This is a genomic window from Bradyrhizobium sp. IC4059, from assembly GCF_020193615.1.
GTDB lineage: Bacteria > Pseudomonadota > Alphaproteobacteria > Rhizobiales > Xanthobacteraceae > Bradyrhizobium > Bradyrhizobium yuanmingense.
In genome coordinates this window covers 81,235-99,231 of sequence record NZ_JADYVH010000006.1, presented here as the reverse complement: position 1 = coordinate 99,231, position 17,997 = coordinate 81,235, and the positions used below count along the sequence as shown (strand labels likewise).

Genomic DNA, 17,997 nt, shown 5'->3' with positions numbered 1-17,997 from the left:
TCAGCTCTTCACCAGCACCGGGCCGGTGCCCTGGGGACGCTCGTTCTCCATGAGGATGCCGAGACGCTTTGCAACTTCGGTGTAGGCCTCGAGCAGGCCGCCGAGATCCCTGCGGAAACGATCCTTGTCGAGCTTCTCGTTCGACTTGATGTCCCACAGCCGGCAGCTGTCCGGCGAGATCTCGTCGGCGACGATGATGCGCATCATCTCGTTCTCGAACAGGCGCCCGCACTCCATCTTGAAGTCGACGAGGCGGATGCCGATGCCGAGGAAGAGGCCGGTGAGGAAGTCGTTGACGCGGATGGCGAGCGCCATGATGTCGTCGATCTCCTGCGGCGTCGCCCAGCCGAAGGCGGTGATGTGCTCTTCCGACACCATGGGGTCGTTGAGCTGGTCGTTCTTGTAGTAGAACTCGATAATCGAGCGGGGCAGCTGCGTGCCCTCCTCGATGCCGAGGCGCTGCGACAGCGAGCCGGCGGCGACGTTCCGCACCACCACCTCCAGCGGCACGATCTCGACCTCGCGAATCAACTGCTCGCGCATGTTGAGGCGGCGGATGAAATGGGTCGGCACCCCGATGTCGTTGAGGTGCTGAAACAGGTACTCCGAGATCCGGTTGTTGAGGACGCCCTTGCCCTCGATCACCTGATGCTTTTTCGCATTGAACGCGGTGGCGTCGTCCTTGAAGTGCTGGATCAGGGTACCGGGCTCGGGGCCTTCGTAAAGAACCTTTGCCTTGCCTTCATAAATGCGACGCCGACGGCTCATGGGGATGTACCGTGTTTTGTTGAAATCCATGAATTTGGTGTGCTCCGGTTGACTAGGATTACGACCCACAGCGGAGCTGCCGTGAACGGCCAGGAACCCATCTATAACCCGTTGGAAACAGAACGGGAACCAAGCCTTAGGCAACCTATCCGATTGGCTGTCCGAGCACAATCGATCCGGCCGTCCGGCACCAACTTATACCGTCTTGCCTGCGGCTTAACGGCCCGTTGTTTTGCCGATTCGTGCTATCTATGTAGGCATGCAGCCGGGTCGCCGCAACGGAAGGCTCCCGCTCCATTCAGCGAGGATTTGGAACAGGCATGAGCGAGTTCGACAAACGCCAGGAAGGCTTTGAGAAGAAGTACGCCCTCGACGAGGAGCAGAAGTTCAAGGCGGAGGCCCGCCGCAACCGGCTGCTCGGCCTGTGGGCAGCCGAGAAGCTCGGCATCACGGGTGATGCCGCCATCGCCTATGCCAAGGAGGTCGTCGCGGCCGATTTCGAGGAGGCCGGCGATGCCGACGTCGTGCGCAAGCTGACGGCCGATTTCGCCGCCAAGAACGTCACCGTCACCGAGCAGGCGATTCGCGCCAAGATGAGCGAGTTGCTCGCAGTTGCCGCCGCCGAGGTGAAGGCGGGGAAATAATCGAGTCAACCGACCCGCTGGCGCGCAATAGCCTTGCGCGCCGGCGTTCTTCTTCTGCCTTCCCGCGTGGTCGAGACATTCGGCCCGGCATAGTTGCGGCGGATGGTTTCGAGCAGGCGCTCTGCGGCAGCGCTCAAAAACCCGTCACGACGCGTGACGAGGATGATATCCTGGTGCGCACCAAGGTCGCCCACGGCGATCGTCGCGATCGAGCCCGCACGCAGCTCCTCCGCCACATGGCTTTTTGCCAGCAGTGCAAGACCGAAGCCCGATTCCACCAGCCGCTTCTGCGCAGTGAGGCTGTCCACGGCCGTCCATTCCACCTCGCCAAGTCCCCGCGTCAGAAACAGCGCGAACACGTGAGCCGCGGCAATCTCGCGGCGCCCGCGAATCTCGGGGAATGCGATCCAGCGCTCGCCACCAAGCTCGGCGAGGCGTTTCACCCGCTGTCCGGCGCGAGGATGGTCGGGCGCACAGACCACTTGCAACGATTCGCGCAGGATCTGCTCGCAGGCGAGATCGCCCGAGCCGTCGGCGTTGTAGCGCAGGCCTATCGTGGCCTCGCCGCGCCGGATGAGATCGCTGACCTCCGCGCTGGTCGCCGTCCGCAAGCTCAGCACGACGGCGGGATGCTCCTTGGTAAACCGCTTCATGATGGTCGAGAGGCGGCTGTCAGCGAGCGTCCCGGTCACGGCCAGCGAAACCGGCCCTGCATTCTGCTTGGTCAGTGCGCGGATCGCCTGTTCGGCATCCTGCGCCGCGGCCACTGCGCGCTCGGCATAGGGGATCAGCACGCGCCCGGCATCGCTGAGTCGCGTGCGGCCTGCCACGCGCTCGAACAGGGGAACGCCGAGCTCCTGCTCCAATAGAGCGATACGGCGCGAAATCGCCGGCTGCGAGCGGTGCAGGAATTTCGCGGCATGCGAAATCCCGCCTCTGCGATGAACCGTCAGGAAGGTGTTGAGGGCGTCACTGTCCATCGCGACCTCATGCAAAAAGCTGATGATATCTCACAGAATAACAAATTTGGCGGATGACGGAAGTGCGCCTAAAGCTCGTTGGGACAGACAATGGAGACGAGCCATGACGAGCCAGTTGGACAAGGCGAGAGCGTTTCGCGCGTTGCACGAGCGGCCCGGTGCCTTCATCATTCCCAATCCATGGGATGCCGGCACCGCGAAGCTGCTCGCGGCGATGGGCTTCGAAGCCCTGGCCACTACGAGCCTCGGGGTCGCCAACATGCTCGGCAGCAGCGGCGTCAGCCTCGACGTCATCCTCGCCAACGCACGCACGATCGTCGAAGCCACCGACCTGCCCGTCAGCGTCGATCTCGAGAATTGCGGCGCACATGAGCCGAGACGCGCCGCCGAAGCTATTCGGCGTGCCGCAGACACTGGCGCGGTGGGCGGCTCGATCGAGGATTTCAGCGGCGATCGCGATCGCCCGATCTACGACTTCTCCCACGCCGTCGAGCGCGTCCAGGCCGCGGTGGAGGTGGCACGCGCGCTGCCCATTCCGTTCACGCTGACGGCGCGGGCCGAGAACTTCCTGCACGGCCGCAAGGACATCGACGATACGATCCGCCGCCTGCAGGCCTTCGAGGCCGCCGGCGCCGACGTCCTCTACGCGCCGGGCCTGTACGATCTCGCCACGATCAGGACGGTGGCGTCCTCGCTGGGCAAGCCCTTCAACCACGTGATGGGCTTTGCCGACCCGACGCTAACCGTCGACCAATTGTCCGCCGCTGGCGTCAAGCGCATCAGCGTCGGCGGAGCCATGTCGCGCTACGCGCTCGCAGCGTTCCTGAACTGCGCGCGCGAGATGAAGGACAAGGGGTCCTTCACCTACATCCGCGAGATGGCGCCGGTCGGCGAGCTGCGCGCCGCCTTCGCCGCGGTCACTCCTCCTTGAAGCCGTACTCCGGCACGTTGCCGCTGGCGCCGTAATATTTATACGGCAGGAACTTGCCGCTCATGGTGATCTTGACGCGGTCGCCCTTGGGGTTGGCGACGCGCTCGATGCCCATGTCGAAGTCGATCGCCGACATGATGCCGTCGCCGAACTCCTCCTCGATCAGCGCCTTCCAGGCCGGACCGTTCACCATCACCATCTCGTAGAAGCGGTAGATCAGCGGGTCGGTCGGCGGCATCGGCGTGCCGGTGCCGCGCATCGGCACCTCGTTGAGCATGGCAACTTCCGCCTTCGACAGGCCGAACAGCTCGCCGGCATTGGCAGCCTGCGGCTTCGTCAGCTTCATCTGGCCCATGATCGCACCGACGATCAGCACCTCGGAATAGCCGCCGATCTTTTCGCAGATGTGCTTCCAGCTCCAGCCCTTCTCGCGCTTGATGTCGAGCAGCTTCTCGGTGAGGTCTTCGCGTTTCATGTCGGGGTCTCCTTTCAAAAGCATGATCCGGAAAAGTGTGAAGCGGTTTCTCCGTGGATCATGCGTCTACAAAATCAGGCGCTCAATCCGGGGTTTGTCCCCGGCATCCAGGTCTGTCGCGGCTCTTCGCCGCTTGATGCGATCGAGAGCCCGGGCTTGCCGATCTGCACCGTCGGCACGTTGCGCGGATCGTGGTTCGGCGTTTCCGCGGCAAAGGTCTTGCTGCGCGTCACCAGGAAATCGATGATGTGGTTGCGCAGCGCGTAGTACAGCGGATGGCGGTGCAGGTCGGTGCGGCCGCGGTCCCGCGGCAGCGGGTTCTCGACCACCTCCGCCAGCACCGCGCCGGGACCGTTGGTCATCAGGAAGATCTTGTCGGCGAGATAGATCGCCTCGTCGACGTCGTGGGTGATCATGAACGCGGTCTGCCCGGTCTCCAGGCAAATCCGCCGCACCTCGTCCTGCAGCGTGCCGCGCGTCAGCGCGTCCAGCGCCGAGAACGGCTCGTCCATCAGCATCATCTTCGGCGTGATCGACAGCGCCCGTGCGATGCCGACGCGCTGCTTCATGCCGCCCGACAGCTCCGAGGGACGCTTGTGCTCGGCGCCGGAGAGGCCGACCAGATCGATGAATTTCTGCGCATGCGCCCTTACCTTGGCGCGGTCCCAGCTGCGCCATTTCGAGCTGACGGCATAGGCGACGTTGCCGAGCACCGTGCGCCAGGGCAGCAGCGCATGGCTCTGGAAGATCACGGCGCGGTCGAGGCTGGTGCCCGAGATCGCCTGACCGTCGACGATGACCGCGCCCTCGCTCGGCGCATCGAGCCCGGCGAGGATGTTGAGCACCGTGGTCTTGCCGCAGCCGGAATGGCCGATCACGCAAGCGAACTCGCCGCGCGCCATCGAGAGCCAGAGGTTCTCGAAGATGGTGGTCGTCGCGCCGCCCGCACCTGGATAGCGCTTGGCGATGCCTTCGATCGAGATGAACTTGTCGGTCATCGCCTCTACTCCGGAAACGTGACCATGCGCGTGAAGCGCGCCAGGATCTGGTCGAGCAGCATTCCGACGATCCCGATCAGGAGGATCGCGATGATGACGTTGGTGATCGACAAATTATTCCACTCGTTCCAGACGAAGTAGCCGATGCCGGTGCCGCCGACGAGCATCTCGGCGGCGACGATCACGAGCCAAGCGATGCCGATCGAGATGCGCATGCCCGTCAGGATGGTCGGGGCCGCTGCCGGCAGGATCAGGGTGAAGGCCCGCCTGACGGTGCCGACCTCGAGCGTCCGCGCGACGTTGATCCATTCCTTGCGCACGCTCGCGACGCCGAACACCGTGTTGAGCAGCATCGGCCAAATCGAGCAGATGAAGATGACGAAGATCGCGGAGACCGAGGAATCCTTGATGGTGTAGAGCGCGAGCGGCATCCAGGCCAAAGGCGAGATCGGCTTCAAGACCTGGATGAACGGATCGAGCGCCTTGCTCAGCAGCGGCGACATGCCGATCAGAAAGCCGAGCGGGATCGCCACCAGCACGGCCAGGAGATAGCCGGTGCCGACGCGCGCAATGGAATAGCCGAGCTGGATGCCGAGCCCCTTGTCGTTCGGCCCGTTGTCGTAGAACGGCCGCTTCAGGTGCTCCCACAGCTTGGCGCCGACATCGAGCGGCCCCGGCATGGCAGATTTGCCTTGCGTTGCGGTCAGGCCCATCAGCTTGGCGTATTCCGGGCTCATCGTCGTCGTCGCGGCGGTCGAGCGCGTGGCGATATGCCAGATGCCGAGGAAAGCGGCGAGCAGCACGAGGGAGACGAGGCCGGCGCGGAGGCGAAGGGAGGAGGTCATACTGCGCCCTCTCATGTCCCGGGCGCGGCGCAGCACGAAGTGATGCGCCGTAGAACCGGGACCCATGGGGTCTGACTGGGTCCCGGCTCAGCGAAGCAGCACACCGGACGATGCTTCGCATCGCCGGGAGTGCTGCATCGCGTCCGGGACACGAAAGCGGCGGGAGCTCCCATCACGACGCCTTCCTGATCTTGAAGCTCGCCAGATAGTCCTCGGGCTTGGCCGGATCGAAATTCTTGCCCATCACCGCGAACGACTTGTAGGCACTCGCCGGCGGCGTGAGGCCCATCTCGGTCATCAGCTTCTTGGTATCGGTTGCCAGATACACCTGCTCGGCCACCGCCTTGTAGTCGACGTCGCCCTTGATCTGGCCCCAGCGCTTCATCTGCGTCAGCATCCACACCGCGAAGGACTGCCAGGGGAACGGATCGAAATCGACGCGCTTGGGATCGGTCTTCACCCCGCCGAGGCCGTCGGCGTAGGTGCCGGTCAGGACCTGCTCCAGCACGGTGACAGGCGCGTTGATGTAGTTCGCCGGCGCGATGGCTTCGGCAATCTGCTTGCGGTTCTCGGCCTTGGAAGCATAGGCGGTGGCATCGACGATCGCCCGCGTCAGCGCCGCGAAGCTGTTCGGCGCTGACGTGATGAACTCGCCGCTGGCGGCAAAGCTGCAGCAGGGATGGCCGTCCCAGATCTCCTTGGAGAGGAGATGCATGAAGCCGACGCCGTCATAGATTGCGCGCTGGCAGATGTTGTCGGGCGCGAGGAAGCCGTCGATGTTGTCGGCACGCAGGTTCGCGACCATCTCCGGCGGCGGCACCGAGCGCAGCTGCACGTCGGTATCGGGATCGAGACCGTGCTCGGCGAGGTAATAGCGCAAGAGGTAATTGTGCATGGAATAGTCGAAGGGGATGGCGAATTTCAGCCCCTTCCAGTCCTTCGGATCGCGCTTGTCCTTGTGCTTGCTCGCCAGCACGATGCCCTGCCCGTTGATGTTCTCGATGGCCGGGACGGTGAAGGGAATCGCGTTGGCGCCGAGGCCGAGCGAGATCGCGATCGGCATCGGTGCCAGCATGTGCGCAGCGTCGTATTCCTTGTTGATGGTCTTGTCGCGGATCACGGCCCAGCCGGCGGTCTTCACAACTTCGACGTTGAGGCCGTGCTTGGCATAGAAGCCCATGGGCGCTGCCATGATGATCGGCGTGGCGCAGGTGATCGGGATGAAGCCGACCTTGAGGTCCTTCTTCTCGGGCGCGCCGGCTTGCGCGAACACCTCGGTCGCCGTCCGAATCGGGAAGAATTGCGACAGCGCCGCGAGCGCGGTCGATGCTCCGACCGACTTCAGGAAGGCGCGCCGCGCCACGTCCTGCGGAAACATCGCGCGCATCAATGCGGAGGCGACCACGCCCTCGTAGCGCTGCTCTTCGCTTGCGACCGGCTCGCAATGCAGCGCCGTCGCCTGCTCATGCTCAGCTGCGGAACGATGCTGGCCGCAAACACAGCCGGCTCGAAGCTTGCGATCGGGATCAAACGGATTGTCGAACGTGGACATCGGCCCTCCTGCGCGTCAATGCGAGAAGGAATTACGCAAGGAGCATGCCACCGACGAAGAAGCGGACATTGCCTTGATGACGCAGCATTTTCACCCGCGCTTGGCCGCTACGAAAACTCGTGATAAACGAGATTTCGTAGTTCAATTACGAGATTTCGCAATGGCAACGACGCCAATGCCCGCCCACGACGAGGTGGCCCCCGTCATCGACCCGCGCATCGCGGCCTTCGAATCCTCGGTCGAGGCGATGCTGCTGGTCGATCCCTACGGCGACCAGATCGTCGATGCCAATCCCGCCGCCTGCGCCCTGCTCGGTTACGACCGCGCTTTGCTGCGGCAGACCAGGGCCAGCACGCTCCACGCCGGCGAGCTTGCCGCCCTCACTGTCTTCACCCAGGCCGTGCTGCACAAGGGCGCCTACTGGACCACCGCGCTCAATCCCCGTCACGCCACCGGGCAAGATCTCAAGCTCGAATATGCCGGCTGCCTGCTGCCGCATGACGGCCGCACGCTGCTGCTGCTGACGCTGACCGACCTCGAAGCCCGCCGCCGGCGCAATGTCGATGCTGCCGCCGAAGACCACATGCGCGGCGGCATCTCGACTTGGCAGCGGGTCGAGCGCGTGTTCCAGGACATCGAGCGCGAGAACCAGCTGATCCTCCGCGCCGCCGGCGAAGGCATCTATGGCGTCAACGCTGAAGGCAAGACCACCTTCGTCAACCCTGCGGCCGAGCGCATGCTGGGCTGGACCGCCGAGGAGCTGGTCGGCAAGGAGATCCACCCGATCGTCCACCACACCCACCACGATGGCCGGCACTATCACAACCACGACTGCCCGATCTATGCGGCATTCCGCGACGGCGCCGTGCACCAGGTCGACGGCGAGGTGTTTTGGCGCAAGGACGGCTCGCCCGCCTGGGTCGAGTACACCTCGACACCGATCCGCGATCGCGGCGTCGTGGTCGGCGCCGTCGTGGTGTTTCGCGATGTCAGCCAGCGCCGCGAGGCCGCCGAGAAGCTGCACGCGGCCCTTGCCGAGGTCGACCGCTTGCGCGAGCGGCTCGAGCTGGAGAACGCCTATCTCCAGGAGGAAATCCGCATCGAGACCAACCCGCGCGGCATCATCGGGGGAAGCGAGGCGATCCAGAAGACGCTGCGCCAGGTCAAGCTGGTGGCGCCGACCACCGCGGCGGTGATGATCACCGGCGAATCCGGCACCGGCAAGGAGCTGATCGCGCGCGCCATCCACGAGGATTCCACCCGCAGCGACCGGCCGCTGATCCGCGTCAACTGCGCCGCGATCCCGCGCGAATTGTTCGAGAGCGAGTTCTTCGGCCATGTCCGCGGCGCCTTCACCGGCGCAACGCGCGACCGCATCGGCCGCTTCGAGCTCGCCGACGGCGGCACGCTATTCCTCGACGAGGTCGGCGAGATCCCGCTCGAGCTGCAAGGCAAGCTGCTGCGCGTCTTGCAGGAAGGCCATTTCGAGCGCGTCGGCGAGGCGCGCACCCGCGCCGTCGACGTTCGCGTCATCGCCGCGACCAATCGCGATCTCAAGCAGGAGGTCCAGCGCGGCCGCTTTCGCGAGGATCTCTACTTCCGTCTCAACGTGTTTCCGATTGAGACCGTCCCCTTGCGCGAACGCCGCGAGGACATTCCCCTGCTGGCCCAGCATTTCCTGACGCGCGAGAGCAAGGCGCTGAAATCGAACCTCCGTCTGTCGGAGGGCGATGCGCGGCGGCTGACCCGCTACAACTGGCCCGGCAATGTCCGCGAACTCCAGAACGTGATCGAGCGCGCTGCGATTCTGTCGCAGAACGGCCGCCTGCGCATCGATCTGCCCGATCCTTCAGGTGAACAAGCGCCCAGCGGCGCCACCCGCCAGAGGCCCGACGCGCGCCCCGCAATCATGACGTCGTCGGAAATGCGCGACCACGAGCGCGCCAACATTCTCGCCGCGCTTGAGGCCTGCGCCGGAAAAGTCTTCGGCCCCGGCGGCGCCGCCGAGATCCTCGACATCAAGCCGACCACGCTGGCCTCACGGATCAAGGCGCTGGGAATCGCGCCTCGTCCGCAAGGGGCCCATCCTTCGAGACGCCCGCTTTAGGCGGGCTCCTCAGGATGAGGTCGGAGGGCGCGGCAACAGTATCAACAGACACCGGTGCCGCTTAGCCTCATCCTGAGGAGACCGCGAAGCGGTCGTCTCGAAGGACGAGGCGCGCGCTCAGGCGGCCTTGGTGGTGACGTCCGATGCGATCGGCAGGCCCTGCTCGATCGGCAGCGAGGGATCGCGCGACCATTCGTTCCAGGAGCCGAAATACATCCGCACGTCCTTCACGCCGGCGTTCTTCAGCGCCAGGAACGTGTTCGAGGCGCGCGCCCCCTTGAAGCAGTAGAGATAGACCGGCGTAGTCTGCGAGATGCCGACCGTGGCGCATTCCGCCAGAATCTCGTCCTTGGATTTGAAGCGCGGGCCTTCGACGGTCGGCTTCATCATGCGATACCATTCCAGCCACACCGCGCCCGGGATGCGGCCCTTGCGCGGGCAGAAATCCTTGCCGTACGGGGACGAGCTGTCGCCGATCCACTCGTCGACGTCGCGCACGTCGAGGATCGCGATGCCCGGCTTGCCGACGGCGGCGAGCATGGTCTTGGCGTCGATCAGGATCTCGCCCGCTTCAGGCACGAACGAGAACGAGGCCTTCTCAGGCGCGGGCACATCCTTGGTCACCGGGAAGCCCGCGGCCGACCAGGCGTCGAAGCCGCCATGCAGCACCTTCACCTTGGGATAGCCGAGCATGGTGAGCAGGTAATAGCCGCGGCAGGACTGGCCGAAGCCGGAGTTCATCGACTGTTCGTAGATCACCGCCGTCTCCTTGCCGGAAAGACCGGCGCTGCCGAACGCATCGGCGAACTTGGTCTTGAGCTCGGCCATGCCCTCGGGCGTGGAGGTCGCGAGGAACGTGAAGATCTCATGCACGTTGACGGCGCCCGGCAGATGGCCGGCGGCGTAGGCGTCGGGATTGCGGGTGTCGATGACGACACACGGCTCGGTCTTCAAGAGATCGGCGAGTTCGACGGCAGTGATCAGAACGTCAGTCATGGCAGCCTCTCCGTTGAGGTTGGGGGTCTTCGGGTGGACTCGTAGAGCTCAGGACTCGGCCAGCATCTTGCGCAGCTGCTTGGTGGCCGGCGTGACGATCGCGACGAAATAGGCCTCGCGCAGGCGCCGCTGCGCGCGGTGGCTCTTGAGATAGCCGCGCGCGCCACAATGCAGCATCGCCGCATGCGCCGCCACGACACTGGCTTCGCCGGCGCGAAGCCGCAGCGCGATCACCTTGCGCCAGTAGGTTTCCTCCTCGTTGTAGGGATCGCGCGCCAGCGCCATGGTCTCGGCCTCGAGCTCGGCGGCGAGCTCGCGGAAATGCACCGGCTGCTGCGGCAGATAGCGGTTGATGTGGCCGAGGGGATTGTCGACCTCGTCCATGATGTTGATGCAATCCTTGATCACGCCTAACGCCATGCCAGCCTGTAGCAGGATGAAGCCGGCGCGGATCTTCTTGACGAAGGGCGCGGCGGGATCGGCCAGGATCAGCTCATCGGGCACGAAAGCGTCGCGGAACTGCACGCCATAGGTGCCGGTGCCGTCCATCGCGAGGAACGGCTTGCAGGGCGTCAGCGTGATCGCAGGGTCCGAGCAGTCGGCGAGGAACATGACAGTGCCGGGCTCGCCACTTGCGATGCCCGGCTCGTCCTCGCGCTCGAAGATGGTGCCGAAGAAATGATCGGGGCCGAGATTGGAGACCCAGGGCAACGCACCGCGCACGATGTAGCCGCCCTCGACCTTGCGGCCCTTCAGCTTGAGCTTCTCGATGCCGAAGAAGCTCTTCATGGGATTGGAGAGCCCGGTGCCGCCGAGCACGCGACCGCTCGAGAAGGCGTCGCCGAAGCGCTTTGCGAGCTTCACATTGGTGGAGTTCGCCGCGTACCAGACCAGCGTGTTCTGGCACCACGCCATGAAGGCCGTGGCACCGCAGACCCCGCCGATCGCCGCCATCGCCTGGATCGCGCAGCGCAAATCGGCGGGGCCTTCGTGCGGCACGTGGCTGCCCCACGCCCCGACCGCGCCGAACTTGCGCAGCACCTCGGCCGGATAGACCGAACCGTCGTCGATGCCGGCGGCCAGCGGCGCGAGCTCTTGGCGCGCGATCCGCGCCACCTCGCCCGCAATGGACGGTGCGGGCTGATCCAGAACGTCGGCCTGCGATAAAGCCAGTGAACCCATGATCGTCTCCCGCGCCCTGTCCTGATTGCCGTCTGCTAGATGCCGACCTCGAGATTGACCGGCCGCGTGAAGGTGTTGGCGACCGGCGACCATTTCTTCACATGGGCGACCAGCGCGTTGATCTCGTCCGGCGAGATGCCCTCGCATTCCATGTCCACCTTGACGCGGACATCGGTGAAGCCGACCGGCTTGTCGGAGGTGTCACCGGTGCCCCAGACCGCAGTGATGTTGAGATCGCCTTCGAGCTCGAGCTCGAGCTTGTTGACGATCCAGCCGCGGTGCACGGCGTTGGCATGCAGGCCGACCGCAAGGCACGAGCCGAGCGCGGCGAGCGAGGCTTCCGACGGATTGGGCGCGGTGTCGTCACCCAAGAGCCCCGGCGGCTCGTCGACGATGTAGGGCGGCAGGTTGCGGATATAGTTGGCGTGGCGGAATTTGCCCTCCGCGACCGTCTTGCACTTCAAGGTCTTGATGACCTTCGGATTTGCCTTGCCGTTGGCAATCAGTTGCTCGAGCCCGTTCTTGTCGATGGGCGCGAGGCACCCCGTCAGCACTGTCTTCTGAACGACGGCAGTCATCAATCTTCTCCCTGGCAGAAGTGGAAATCGGCAGGATACCGAACGGTCTGTTTCCCTGCATGGAGCGTGCCAGATCTCGCGAAAAACAAAAGGCGAGGCTTTGGAGCCGCTTAAGCGTCGCTGCCTGCAGATTGGTCAGCCCACTCCTGCTCAAAGGCGGAGCAGACGCGCGCGCGGATGCGAATCTTTTCGGCGTCGAACAGATGCGGCTTGCTGATGCGAGGCGGCTGCGATTAAGTTGTCGCTCATGGCAAAGCCGTCATCGAAGAAGAATCCGCCCCACGCCGCTGCCGGCGACGACGAATCCGCACGCGGGCGCCTGCTCAGCGCCGCAACGCATCTGTTCTGCAAGAACGGCATCAACGCCACCGGCATCGATGCGATCATCGAAGAGGCCGGCACCGCCAAGACCACGCTCTACAAATTATTCGGCTCCAAGACCAACCTCGTCAACGCGGTGCTGGAGAGCGAAGGCAAGCAATGGCGCGAATGGTTCATCGGCGCCATGGAGCAAGGCGGCGGCGATGCGCAGGCGAAACTCACACGCATCTTCCCCGCGCTGAAGAGCTGGTTCGCCGAAGAGCGCTTCTACGGCTGCCCCTTCATCAACGCCGTCGGCGAGCACGACAAGGATGCCAAGCAATTCCGCAACATCGCGCTGAAGCACAAGAAGATCGTGCTCGGCCACATCGAGAAGCTCGCCGGCGAGCTCGGCTCAGCCGAGCCCGCTGTGCTGGCGCATCAGCTCGGCCTCATCATCGACGGCGCCATCGTCGCCGCCATGATCTCGCGCGATCCGGGCGTGGCCGATACGGCAGCGCTTACGGCGGGCCCCCTGCTCGGCCAGGCGAAGACGAAGAAGAAGCGGGCGGCGGAGCAGCTCGAGGCGGTGTGATCGCGCTTTTCTTGTAGCCCGCATGGAGCGCAGCGGAATGCGGGGACACCGTCCCGGATTGCGCTCCGCTCCATCCGGGCTACGAAAATATCGTGGGCAAAGGCGCGCAACGCCGTGCCCACCATTACCGCCTCAGTTGATCGCTCAAAGCATGGCGGCAAGCTACGCTTTGTCCGTCCTAAGATGTCGTTCAAACTGGACTACATTGTGCCCAAATGCTGCTAGGGGCTCCCACCGAGCATCTTGACCTCAGCTGCGGCCGCCTGTGCTTCCACGAACATCGGCGGACAATCTACAAGCGCCAGTCCGAACAGCCGCCGCGCCTCCTCCTTCAACCCACGCTGCAAAGCGAGTTCAGCGGTGAAGAAATTCGCTTCGCAAATCTGGCCCTTCTTCTTAATCGGATCGGGATCGTCGGCCACGTGCAGCACGTCGTCGGCCGAAGTCGTTCCCAAGAATAGTCGGATTATCGGCGCAGGCCATTTAGTCATGTCGAGCTTGCCAGTCGCATCCGAGAGCGTACTCGCCGCATTCCCGCGCCGGGCCGCAATCTCGCGCCACAACGCGGTGTAGCTGTCCTTGGGATCAATCTCCCTCGACCGATCCAGATAGGTGACCGCCTTTGCCGGAAAACCGGCTTGAAGCTGTACCATGGCACAGGGACGATAGATGCCGGCTGCCTTCGAAGCGAGCTCGATTGCCCGGTCACACGCCGCAACGGCGCGCTCCGAATCGCCCATAGCCAGGTAGGTCAAGCTACGACAGACGTAAGGATATACATCCTTTGGGTCAAGCGACGCTGCGCGGTCGCAATCGGCCATCGCCCGCGTGAGATCACGCGCGGCCCTGTATTCGGCCGCACGGTAGACGTACGCAGCCCGATAGGCCGGATCGATCTGTATCGCCCGAGCAAAATCCGACATTGCTCCATCGGCATTGCCCTTCCTGCTGTGCGCTTCTCCGCGCGCCAGATAAGCGGCCTTGTACATTGGATTGAGCTGAACAGCCTGATTGGACGGGGCTGGAGCCAGCTCGCTCCTGTAGTGAGCTTCCGTGCTACGCGCCCGCTGGGACGGATCGGAATTGAACTCGATCGTCTTGGTATAGTCGGCAATCGCGCGATCGAGATCGCCTTTTCTTACGTACGCAACCCCGCGACTGTAGTATGCGCGCTGCTCTCTTGGTGCCAGCCGAATGATCTCGTCATAATCCGCAATGGCCCGGTCGAACTCGCCCAGTTGAAGAAAGGATTCGGCACGAAAGTAATAGAAAGAATCGTTCCTTGGCTTGTTCTGGATGGTTTGTTCGAGTTCGGCCAATGCCCGCTCTCTGTGCCCCCTGGCGAAGTAAACTCGGCTGCGGCATAGCTGGCCACCGCCGTCTTGCGGGCTGATCCCGACCACTCGATCACAGTCGGCCATGGCACGATCGGCATCCCCATTGCGGAGGTGAGCAAGACCTCGCTCGACACGCCCTTGGACATTGTCCGGATGGATCAGCAGGGCCTGATCGTAGTCTGCGATAGCGCGGATGAAGTTGCCTCTCTCTCCGTAGATTCGCGCGCGCCCCAGATATGCCTGGGTATTTTTGGGATCGAGCACAATCGCCTTGTCGTAATCCGATAGAGCGGCGTCGGAATCTCGCTTTTGCAGAAACGCAGAAGCCCTCTCGAATCGGGCGCTCGGATTGTCTGGATAATGCGAGATGATCTCGTTGTAGTCCGCTATCGCAAGGTCGATCTCGCCCTTCTGGCGGTAGAACATGGCGCGGCGGAAGCGCGCCATGACCACACCTTGCTGCATGCCCGTCCCCGCCGCCTGAATGATGGCGGTGCAGCCTGCGATCCTGTCATCGAGGCTGAAATTGCCGACCGCGTTACACTTGGAAGCCAACGGCATTTCCGCGCGAGCGCCTGACATTTCGAGCAAGGCCGTCAGCGCCACAACACCGAAGCTTGCTGCCGCACGAACTCCTGCGCGGCCGATCCTTCCAAACATGCAGTCCCCACTCAATTTCCAGAGACTTCATAGCAACCAATCTTGTCTATGCACAGCCCTTGGTTGCGCACTTGCAGGCGACGGGTCCGTGCGGCCCGATGCTCAGGCGACTTGGCCATCATCCCCTGAAGCCGCACCAGTTCCACCCCCAGATCACCGCTCCACATCCACTGCCCTAATGTCGAGCACGCGACGCGCCTCGAGCTGTCCGCCTACGCCTCGGCGATCTGCAACAAGGCCTCGCGAAAAGCCAGCGCGGCTGGTCCGAGCGGCTGGTCCAGCCGGTGCGCGAGATAGGCTTCTGCGGCAACCTGGCTGCGCCGTCCGAGGGCGGTGGTGGCAAGGCGCACGAGGCGCCTTTCCCTCAGATCGCGCTCCACCAGCCAGAACGGCAGGCGGCCCCAGCCGAGACCGGCGAGAATCATCGCATGCTTGGTGTCCTGATTGGTGACCCGGCAGGTCTGGGGCGAAAGCACACCGAACATGCGCCCTTCCGTCAGCGGCGTCGGATCGGACAGAACGATCTGCAGATGATCGGCCAGATCCTGAAGGCTGATCCTGTTGCGCGATTGCCGCCTCGCCAATGGGTGATCGACGGAAACGACGGCAACCTGCTCGACCGACGAGATCGCCTCGAGTGCGATCCGCGGATCGCGAAAATCCTCGCCGACCACGATCGCAAGCGAACTGCGCTTGTCGATCAGCGAGGCGATCGGTCCACCCAGCGGCTCGACCGCAAGCCTGATTGAAACCGAGGGATAGGCAGCGCGCATCTTCGTCAATGCTGCGCCGACCATGCCGATCGGAAACAACGTGTCGATTGTCAGGGAAAGCTCGAGTTCGACTCCCTCGCCAAGGCCCCGGGCTCGCGCCCGCATCGCATCGACCCTGAGGAGAATGTCACGCGCGTTGGCGAGCAGTGACTGCCCCTCGGGCGTCAGGACCGGCCGATGACCCGTGCGATCGAACAGCGCAACACCCAGTTCGGCCTCCAGATTGGCGATGGCATGGCTGATGGCGGACTGAACACGGGACAGCCGAGCCGCGGCCGCCCGGAAGCTCCCGCATTCCGCCACCGTCACGAATGTTCGCAACTGATCTAGCGTCAGCACGTCCAGCATGATCTATCCAATCGATCGAACTCATCGATCTTATCGCGCTACCGCTGATCAAGCACAGACCTATTTTGGCTGCTAGCCTCCACCTAAGAGCGAGGAAGCAAAATGACGAAGGTCCTGGTGCTGTACTACTCGTCCTACGGTCACATCGAGACGATGGCTGAAGAGATGGCCCGGGGTGCACGGGAGGCCGAAGCCGAAGTCGCCATCAAGCGCGTGCCGGAAATTGTTCCCGACCACGTCGCGCAGAGGGCCGGATACAAGGTCGATCAACGCGCCGACACCGCCGCCGTGGCCGAATTGCCGGACTACGACGCGATCATCCTTGGCACCCCGACGCGTTTCGGGAACATGGCCGCGCAGATGAAGAACTTCCTCGACCAGTGCGGCGGCCTGTGGTTCGAGAACAAGCTCGTGGGCAAGGTCGGCAGCGTCTTCACATCGACGGGCAGCCAGCATGGCGGCCAGGAAAGCACCATTCTGTCCGTGCACAGCGTGCTGCTGCACCTCGGCATGGTCGTGGTCGGGCTGCCCTACACATTCAAGGGACAGATGCGCATGGACGAGGTCACCGGATGCTCGCCCTACGGCGCATCGACCCTCGCCGACGACGGCAGCGGCGGGGATCGTCGTCCAAGCGCCAACGAACTGGCCGGGGCACGCTTTCAGGGACGACATGTCGCCGAGATCGCTCGCGCCCTGGCCGCTGGGCGGCTCACGGAGGCGGCCTGATGGCGGCGGCAGCACCTGCCTCGTCCTTGCGAGATCGGCATTGGCATGTGGTGAGCATCGTCGTGGGCTCCGGCGCCGTCGCCGCGATCCAGGTGGGGAAGGCTGCGATCGCCACGCCCATGCTGCAAAAGGATCTGGGCCTTGACCTCGCCGCTGCCGGCTGGCTGACCGGGATCATCGCTGTTCTCGGCCTGTTGGGCGGTATCCCTGCCGGCTCCCTCGTCGCCCGCGCCGGAGATCGGCGAAGTCTCATTCTCGGCCTCGGGCTGCTCATCCTTGGCGCCATCATCGGCGCGCTCGCAACCGACTATGCGGTGCTTCTCGCATCGCGCATCGTAGAAGGCTCAGGATTTCTTCTGATCATTGTTGCGGGTCCGGCGATCCTGAACAGAGCAGTCCCGTCCGGGCAACAGGACGTTCCGCTTGCCCTGTGGAGCTGCTTCATGCCGGGCGGCATTGCGCTCGCGATGCTCGTCGGGACGTTCTTCAGCGACTGGCGCGCACTGTGGTGGGGCAGCGCCGGTCCTGCAGCGATCGCCATCGTGGCCGCGTGGATGAGTATTCCGGCCGCTCCGAAGCGCACCCCGGCATCGTGGCGACGGACGATGTCCGATGCCGTGTACGTGGCGGCAAGCAAAGGCCCGCTTCTGCTGGCCGGATGTTTTGTCCTCTACAGCCTGATGTTCTTCGCGCTGTTCAGCTTCCTCCCGGTGCTGCTGATGGAACGGATGAACATCCCCCATGGCACGGCCGGCATGCTCAGTGCCCTCGCCACCGCAAGCAACATCATCGGCAATGTCGCTGCCGGCTACCTGCTCGCGCGCGGTGCCCGGCGTTCAGTGCTGATCTTCGCGGCCTGTCTGGCCATGGGCTTTTCAGCTCCTGGCATCTTCCTGCAGATCTTCGGCGATACGCCCACGCTTCTGCTGTGCATCCTGTTCGCTGCGGTCGGTGGCCTGATGCCGGCCGTCCTGATCTCATCGATCCCCTTGCTCGCGCCATCCGCCGCACTCATTCCTGTGGTCACCGGACTGGTGATGCAGGGCAGCAATCTCGGCCAGGTGGCCGGACCTGTCGCGGTCGGAAGTGCCGTTGAGGCCTATGGGTGGACAGCCGCACTGGCCATCATCCTGATCGCCGCGCTGCTTGCCGCCATCATCGCCGCATCCGCCCGCTTCGATGACAGCGCGGCCCACTGA

Annotated in this window: 17 protein-coding genes; 6 read left to right on the top strand and 11 right to left on the bottom strand. The window is 64.0% G+C overall.

Annotation, left to right across the window (positions count from 1 at the left end; genetic code table 11):
- Positions 1–768 carry a phosphoribosylaminoimidazolesuccinocarboxamide synthase gene (gene purC / locus I6F12_RS19670; protein ID WP_172782948.1) on the bottom strand — a complete coding sequence of 256 codons (768 nt, stop codon included), beginning with the start codon at positions 766–768 and terminating at the stop codon, positions 1–3.
- A 320-nt stretch (positions 769–1,088) separates the two neighbouring features.
- Here purC and I6F12_RS19665 point away from each other — a divergent pair, with 320 nt between their 5' ends.
- A complete protein-coding gene (locus I6F12_RS19665) occupies positions 1,089–1,412 on the top strand; it encodes a DUF1476 domain-containing protein (RefSeq protein WP_036027850.1) in 324 nt (107 codons plus the stop codon).
- 5 nt (positions 1,413–1,417) lie between these two features.
- On the opposite strand, the gene I6F12_RS19660 is transcribed toward I6F12_RS19665, so the two are convergent.
- Positions 1,418–2,392: a LysR family transcriptional regulator gene (locus I6F12_RS19660; RefSeq protein WP_225157057.1), complete on the bottom strand. Its 975-nt coding sequence runs from the start codon at positions 2,390–2,392 to the stop codon at positions 1,418–1,420.
- A gap of 103 nt (positions 2,393–2,495) precedes the next feature.
- Here I6F12_RS19660 and I6F12_RS19655 point away from each other — a divergent pair, with 103 nt between their 5' ends.
- On the top strand, positions 2,496–3,323 hold the full coding sequence (locus I6F12_RS19655) for an isocitrate lyase/phosphoenolpyruvate mutase family protein (protein WP_225157056.1): 828 nt from the start codon (positions 2,496–2,498) through the stop codon (positions 3,321–3,323).
- Here I6F12_RS19655 and cynS read toward each other — a convergent pair.
- The 4 genes from cynS to I6F12_RS19635 all read right to left on the bottom strand — a co-directional run bounded on the left by cynS (position 3,310) and on the right by I6F12_RS19635 (position 7,193).
- Positions 3,310–3,798, bottom strand: a complete 489-nt coding sequence (gene cynS / locus I6F12_RS19650) for a cyanase (protein ID WP_025037304.1) — start codon at positions 3,796–3,798, stop codon at positions 3,310–3,312. The genes I6F12_RS19655 and cynS overlap by 14 nt on opposite strands.
- 74 nt (positions 3,799–3,872) lie before the next feature.
- Positions 3,873–4,796, bottom strand: coding sequence for an ABC transporter ATP-binding protein (locus tag I6F12_RS19645; protein WP_225157055.1), 924 nt, complete (start codon positions 4,794–4,796; stop codon positions 3,873–3,875).
- Between the two features lie 5 nt (positions 4,797–4,801).
- Complete coding sequence (gene ntrB, locus I6F12_RS19640; protein ID WP_225157054.1) at positions 4,802–5,641, bottom strand: nitrate ABC transporter permease; 840 nt, start codon at positions 5,639–5,641, stop codon at positions 4,802–4,804.
- Between the two features lie 172 nt (positions 5,642–5,813).
- Positions 5,814–7,193, bottom strand: coding sequence for a CmpA/NrtA family ABC transporter substrate-binding protein (locus I6F12_RS19635; RefSeq protein WP_225157053.1), 1,380 nt, complete (start codon positions 7,191–7,193; stop codon positions 5,814–5,816).
- A 160-nt stretch (positions 7,194–7,353) separates the two neighbouring features.
- Between I6F12_RS19635 and I6F12_RS19630 the strand changes: the two genes are divergently transcribed.
- Positions 7,354–9,300, top strand: a complete 1,947-nt coding sequence (locus tag I6F12_RS19630) for a sigma 54-interacting transcriptional regulator (RefSeq protein ID WP_225157052.1) — start codon at positions 7,354–7,356, stop codon at positions 9,298–9,300.
- A 117-nt stretch (positions 9,301–9,417) separates the two neighbouring features.
- Here I6F12_RS19630 and I6F12_RS19625 read toward each other — a convergent pair whose 3' ends face one another.
- Genes I6F12_RS19625 through I6F12_RS19615 form a run of 3 tightly spaced genes read right to left on the bottom strand, consistent with a single transcriptional unit; the run spans position 9,418 to position 12,056 of the window.
- Positions 9,418–10,296: a sulfurtransferase gene (locus I6F12_RS19625; RefSeq protein WP_225157051.1), complete on the bottom strand. Its 879-nt coding sequence runs from the start codon at positions 10,294–10,296 to the stop codon at positions 9,418–9,420.
- 48 nt (positions 10,297–10,344) lie between these two features.
- Positions 10,345–11,478, bottom strand: coding sequence for an acyl-CoA dehydrogenase family protein (locus I6F12_RS19620; RefSeq protein ID WP_225157050.1), 1,134 nt, complete (start codon positions 11,476–11,478; stop codon positions 10,345–10,347).
- A 35-nt stretch (positions 11,479–11,513) separates the two neighbouring features.
- Positions 11,514–12,056: an OsmC family protein gene (locus tag I6F12_RS19615; RefSeq protein WP_027576569.1), complete on the bottom strand. Its 543-nt coding sequence runs from the start codon at positions 12,054–12,056 to the stop codon at positions 11,514–11,516.
- A 247-nt stretch (positions 12,057–12,303) separates the two neighbouring features.
- Here I6F12_RS19615 and I6F12_RS19610 point away from each other — a divergent pair, with 247 nt between their 5' ends.
- On the top strand, positions 12,304–12,951 hold the full coding sequence (locus I6F12_RS19610; RefSeq protein ID WP_225157049.1) for a TetR/AcrR family transcriptional regulator: 648 nt from the start codon (positions 12,304–12,306) through the stop codon (positions 12,949–12,951).
- Between the two features lie 221 nt (positions 12,952–13,172).
- On the opposite strand, the gene I6F12_RS19605 is transcribed toward I6F12_RS19610, so the two are convergent.
- Together I6F12_RS19605 and I6F12_RS19600 are read right to left on the bottom strand one after the other, a co-directional pair.
- Positions 13,173–14,948, bottom strand: coding sequence for a tetratricopeptide repeat protein (locus tag I6F12_RS19605; protein ID WP_225157048.1), 1,776 nt, complete (start codon positions 14,946–14,948; stop codon positions 13,173–13,175).
- A 212-nt stretch (positions 14,949–15,160) separates the two neighbouring features.
- Positions 15,161–16,069 (bottom strand): LysR family transcriptional regulator, encoded by a 909-nt coding sequence (locus I6F12_RS19600; RefSeq protein WP_109143213.1) that lies wholly within the window; start codon positions 16,067–16,069, stop codon positions 15,161–15,163.
- A 102-nt stretch (positions 16,070–16,171) separates the two neighbouring features.
- On the opposite strand from I6F12_RS19600, the gene wrbA reads away from it, so the two are divergent.
- On the top strand, positions 16,172–16,798 hold the full coding sequence (wrbA, locus tag I6F12_RS19595; RefSeq protein ID WP_036012985.1) for an NAD(P)H:quinone oxidoreductase: 627 nt from the start codon (positions 16,172–16,174) through the stop codon (positions 16,796–16,798).
- Positions 16,798–17,997, top strand: a complete 1,200-nt coding sequence (locus tag I6F12_RS19590) for an MFS transporter (protein WP_225157047.1) — start codon at positions 16,798–16,800, stop codon at positions 17,995–17,997. Before wrbA ends, I6F12_RS19590 begins: the two co-directional genes overlap by 1 nt.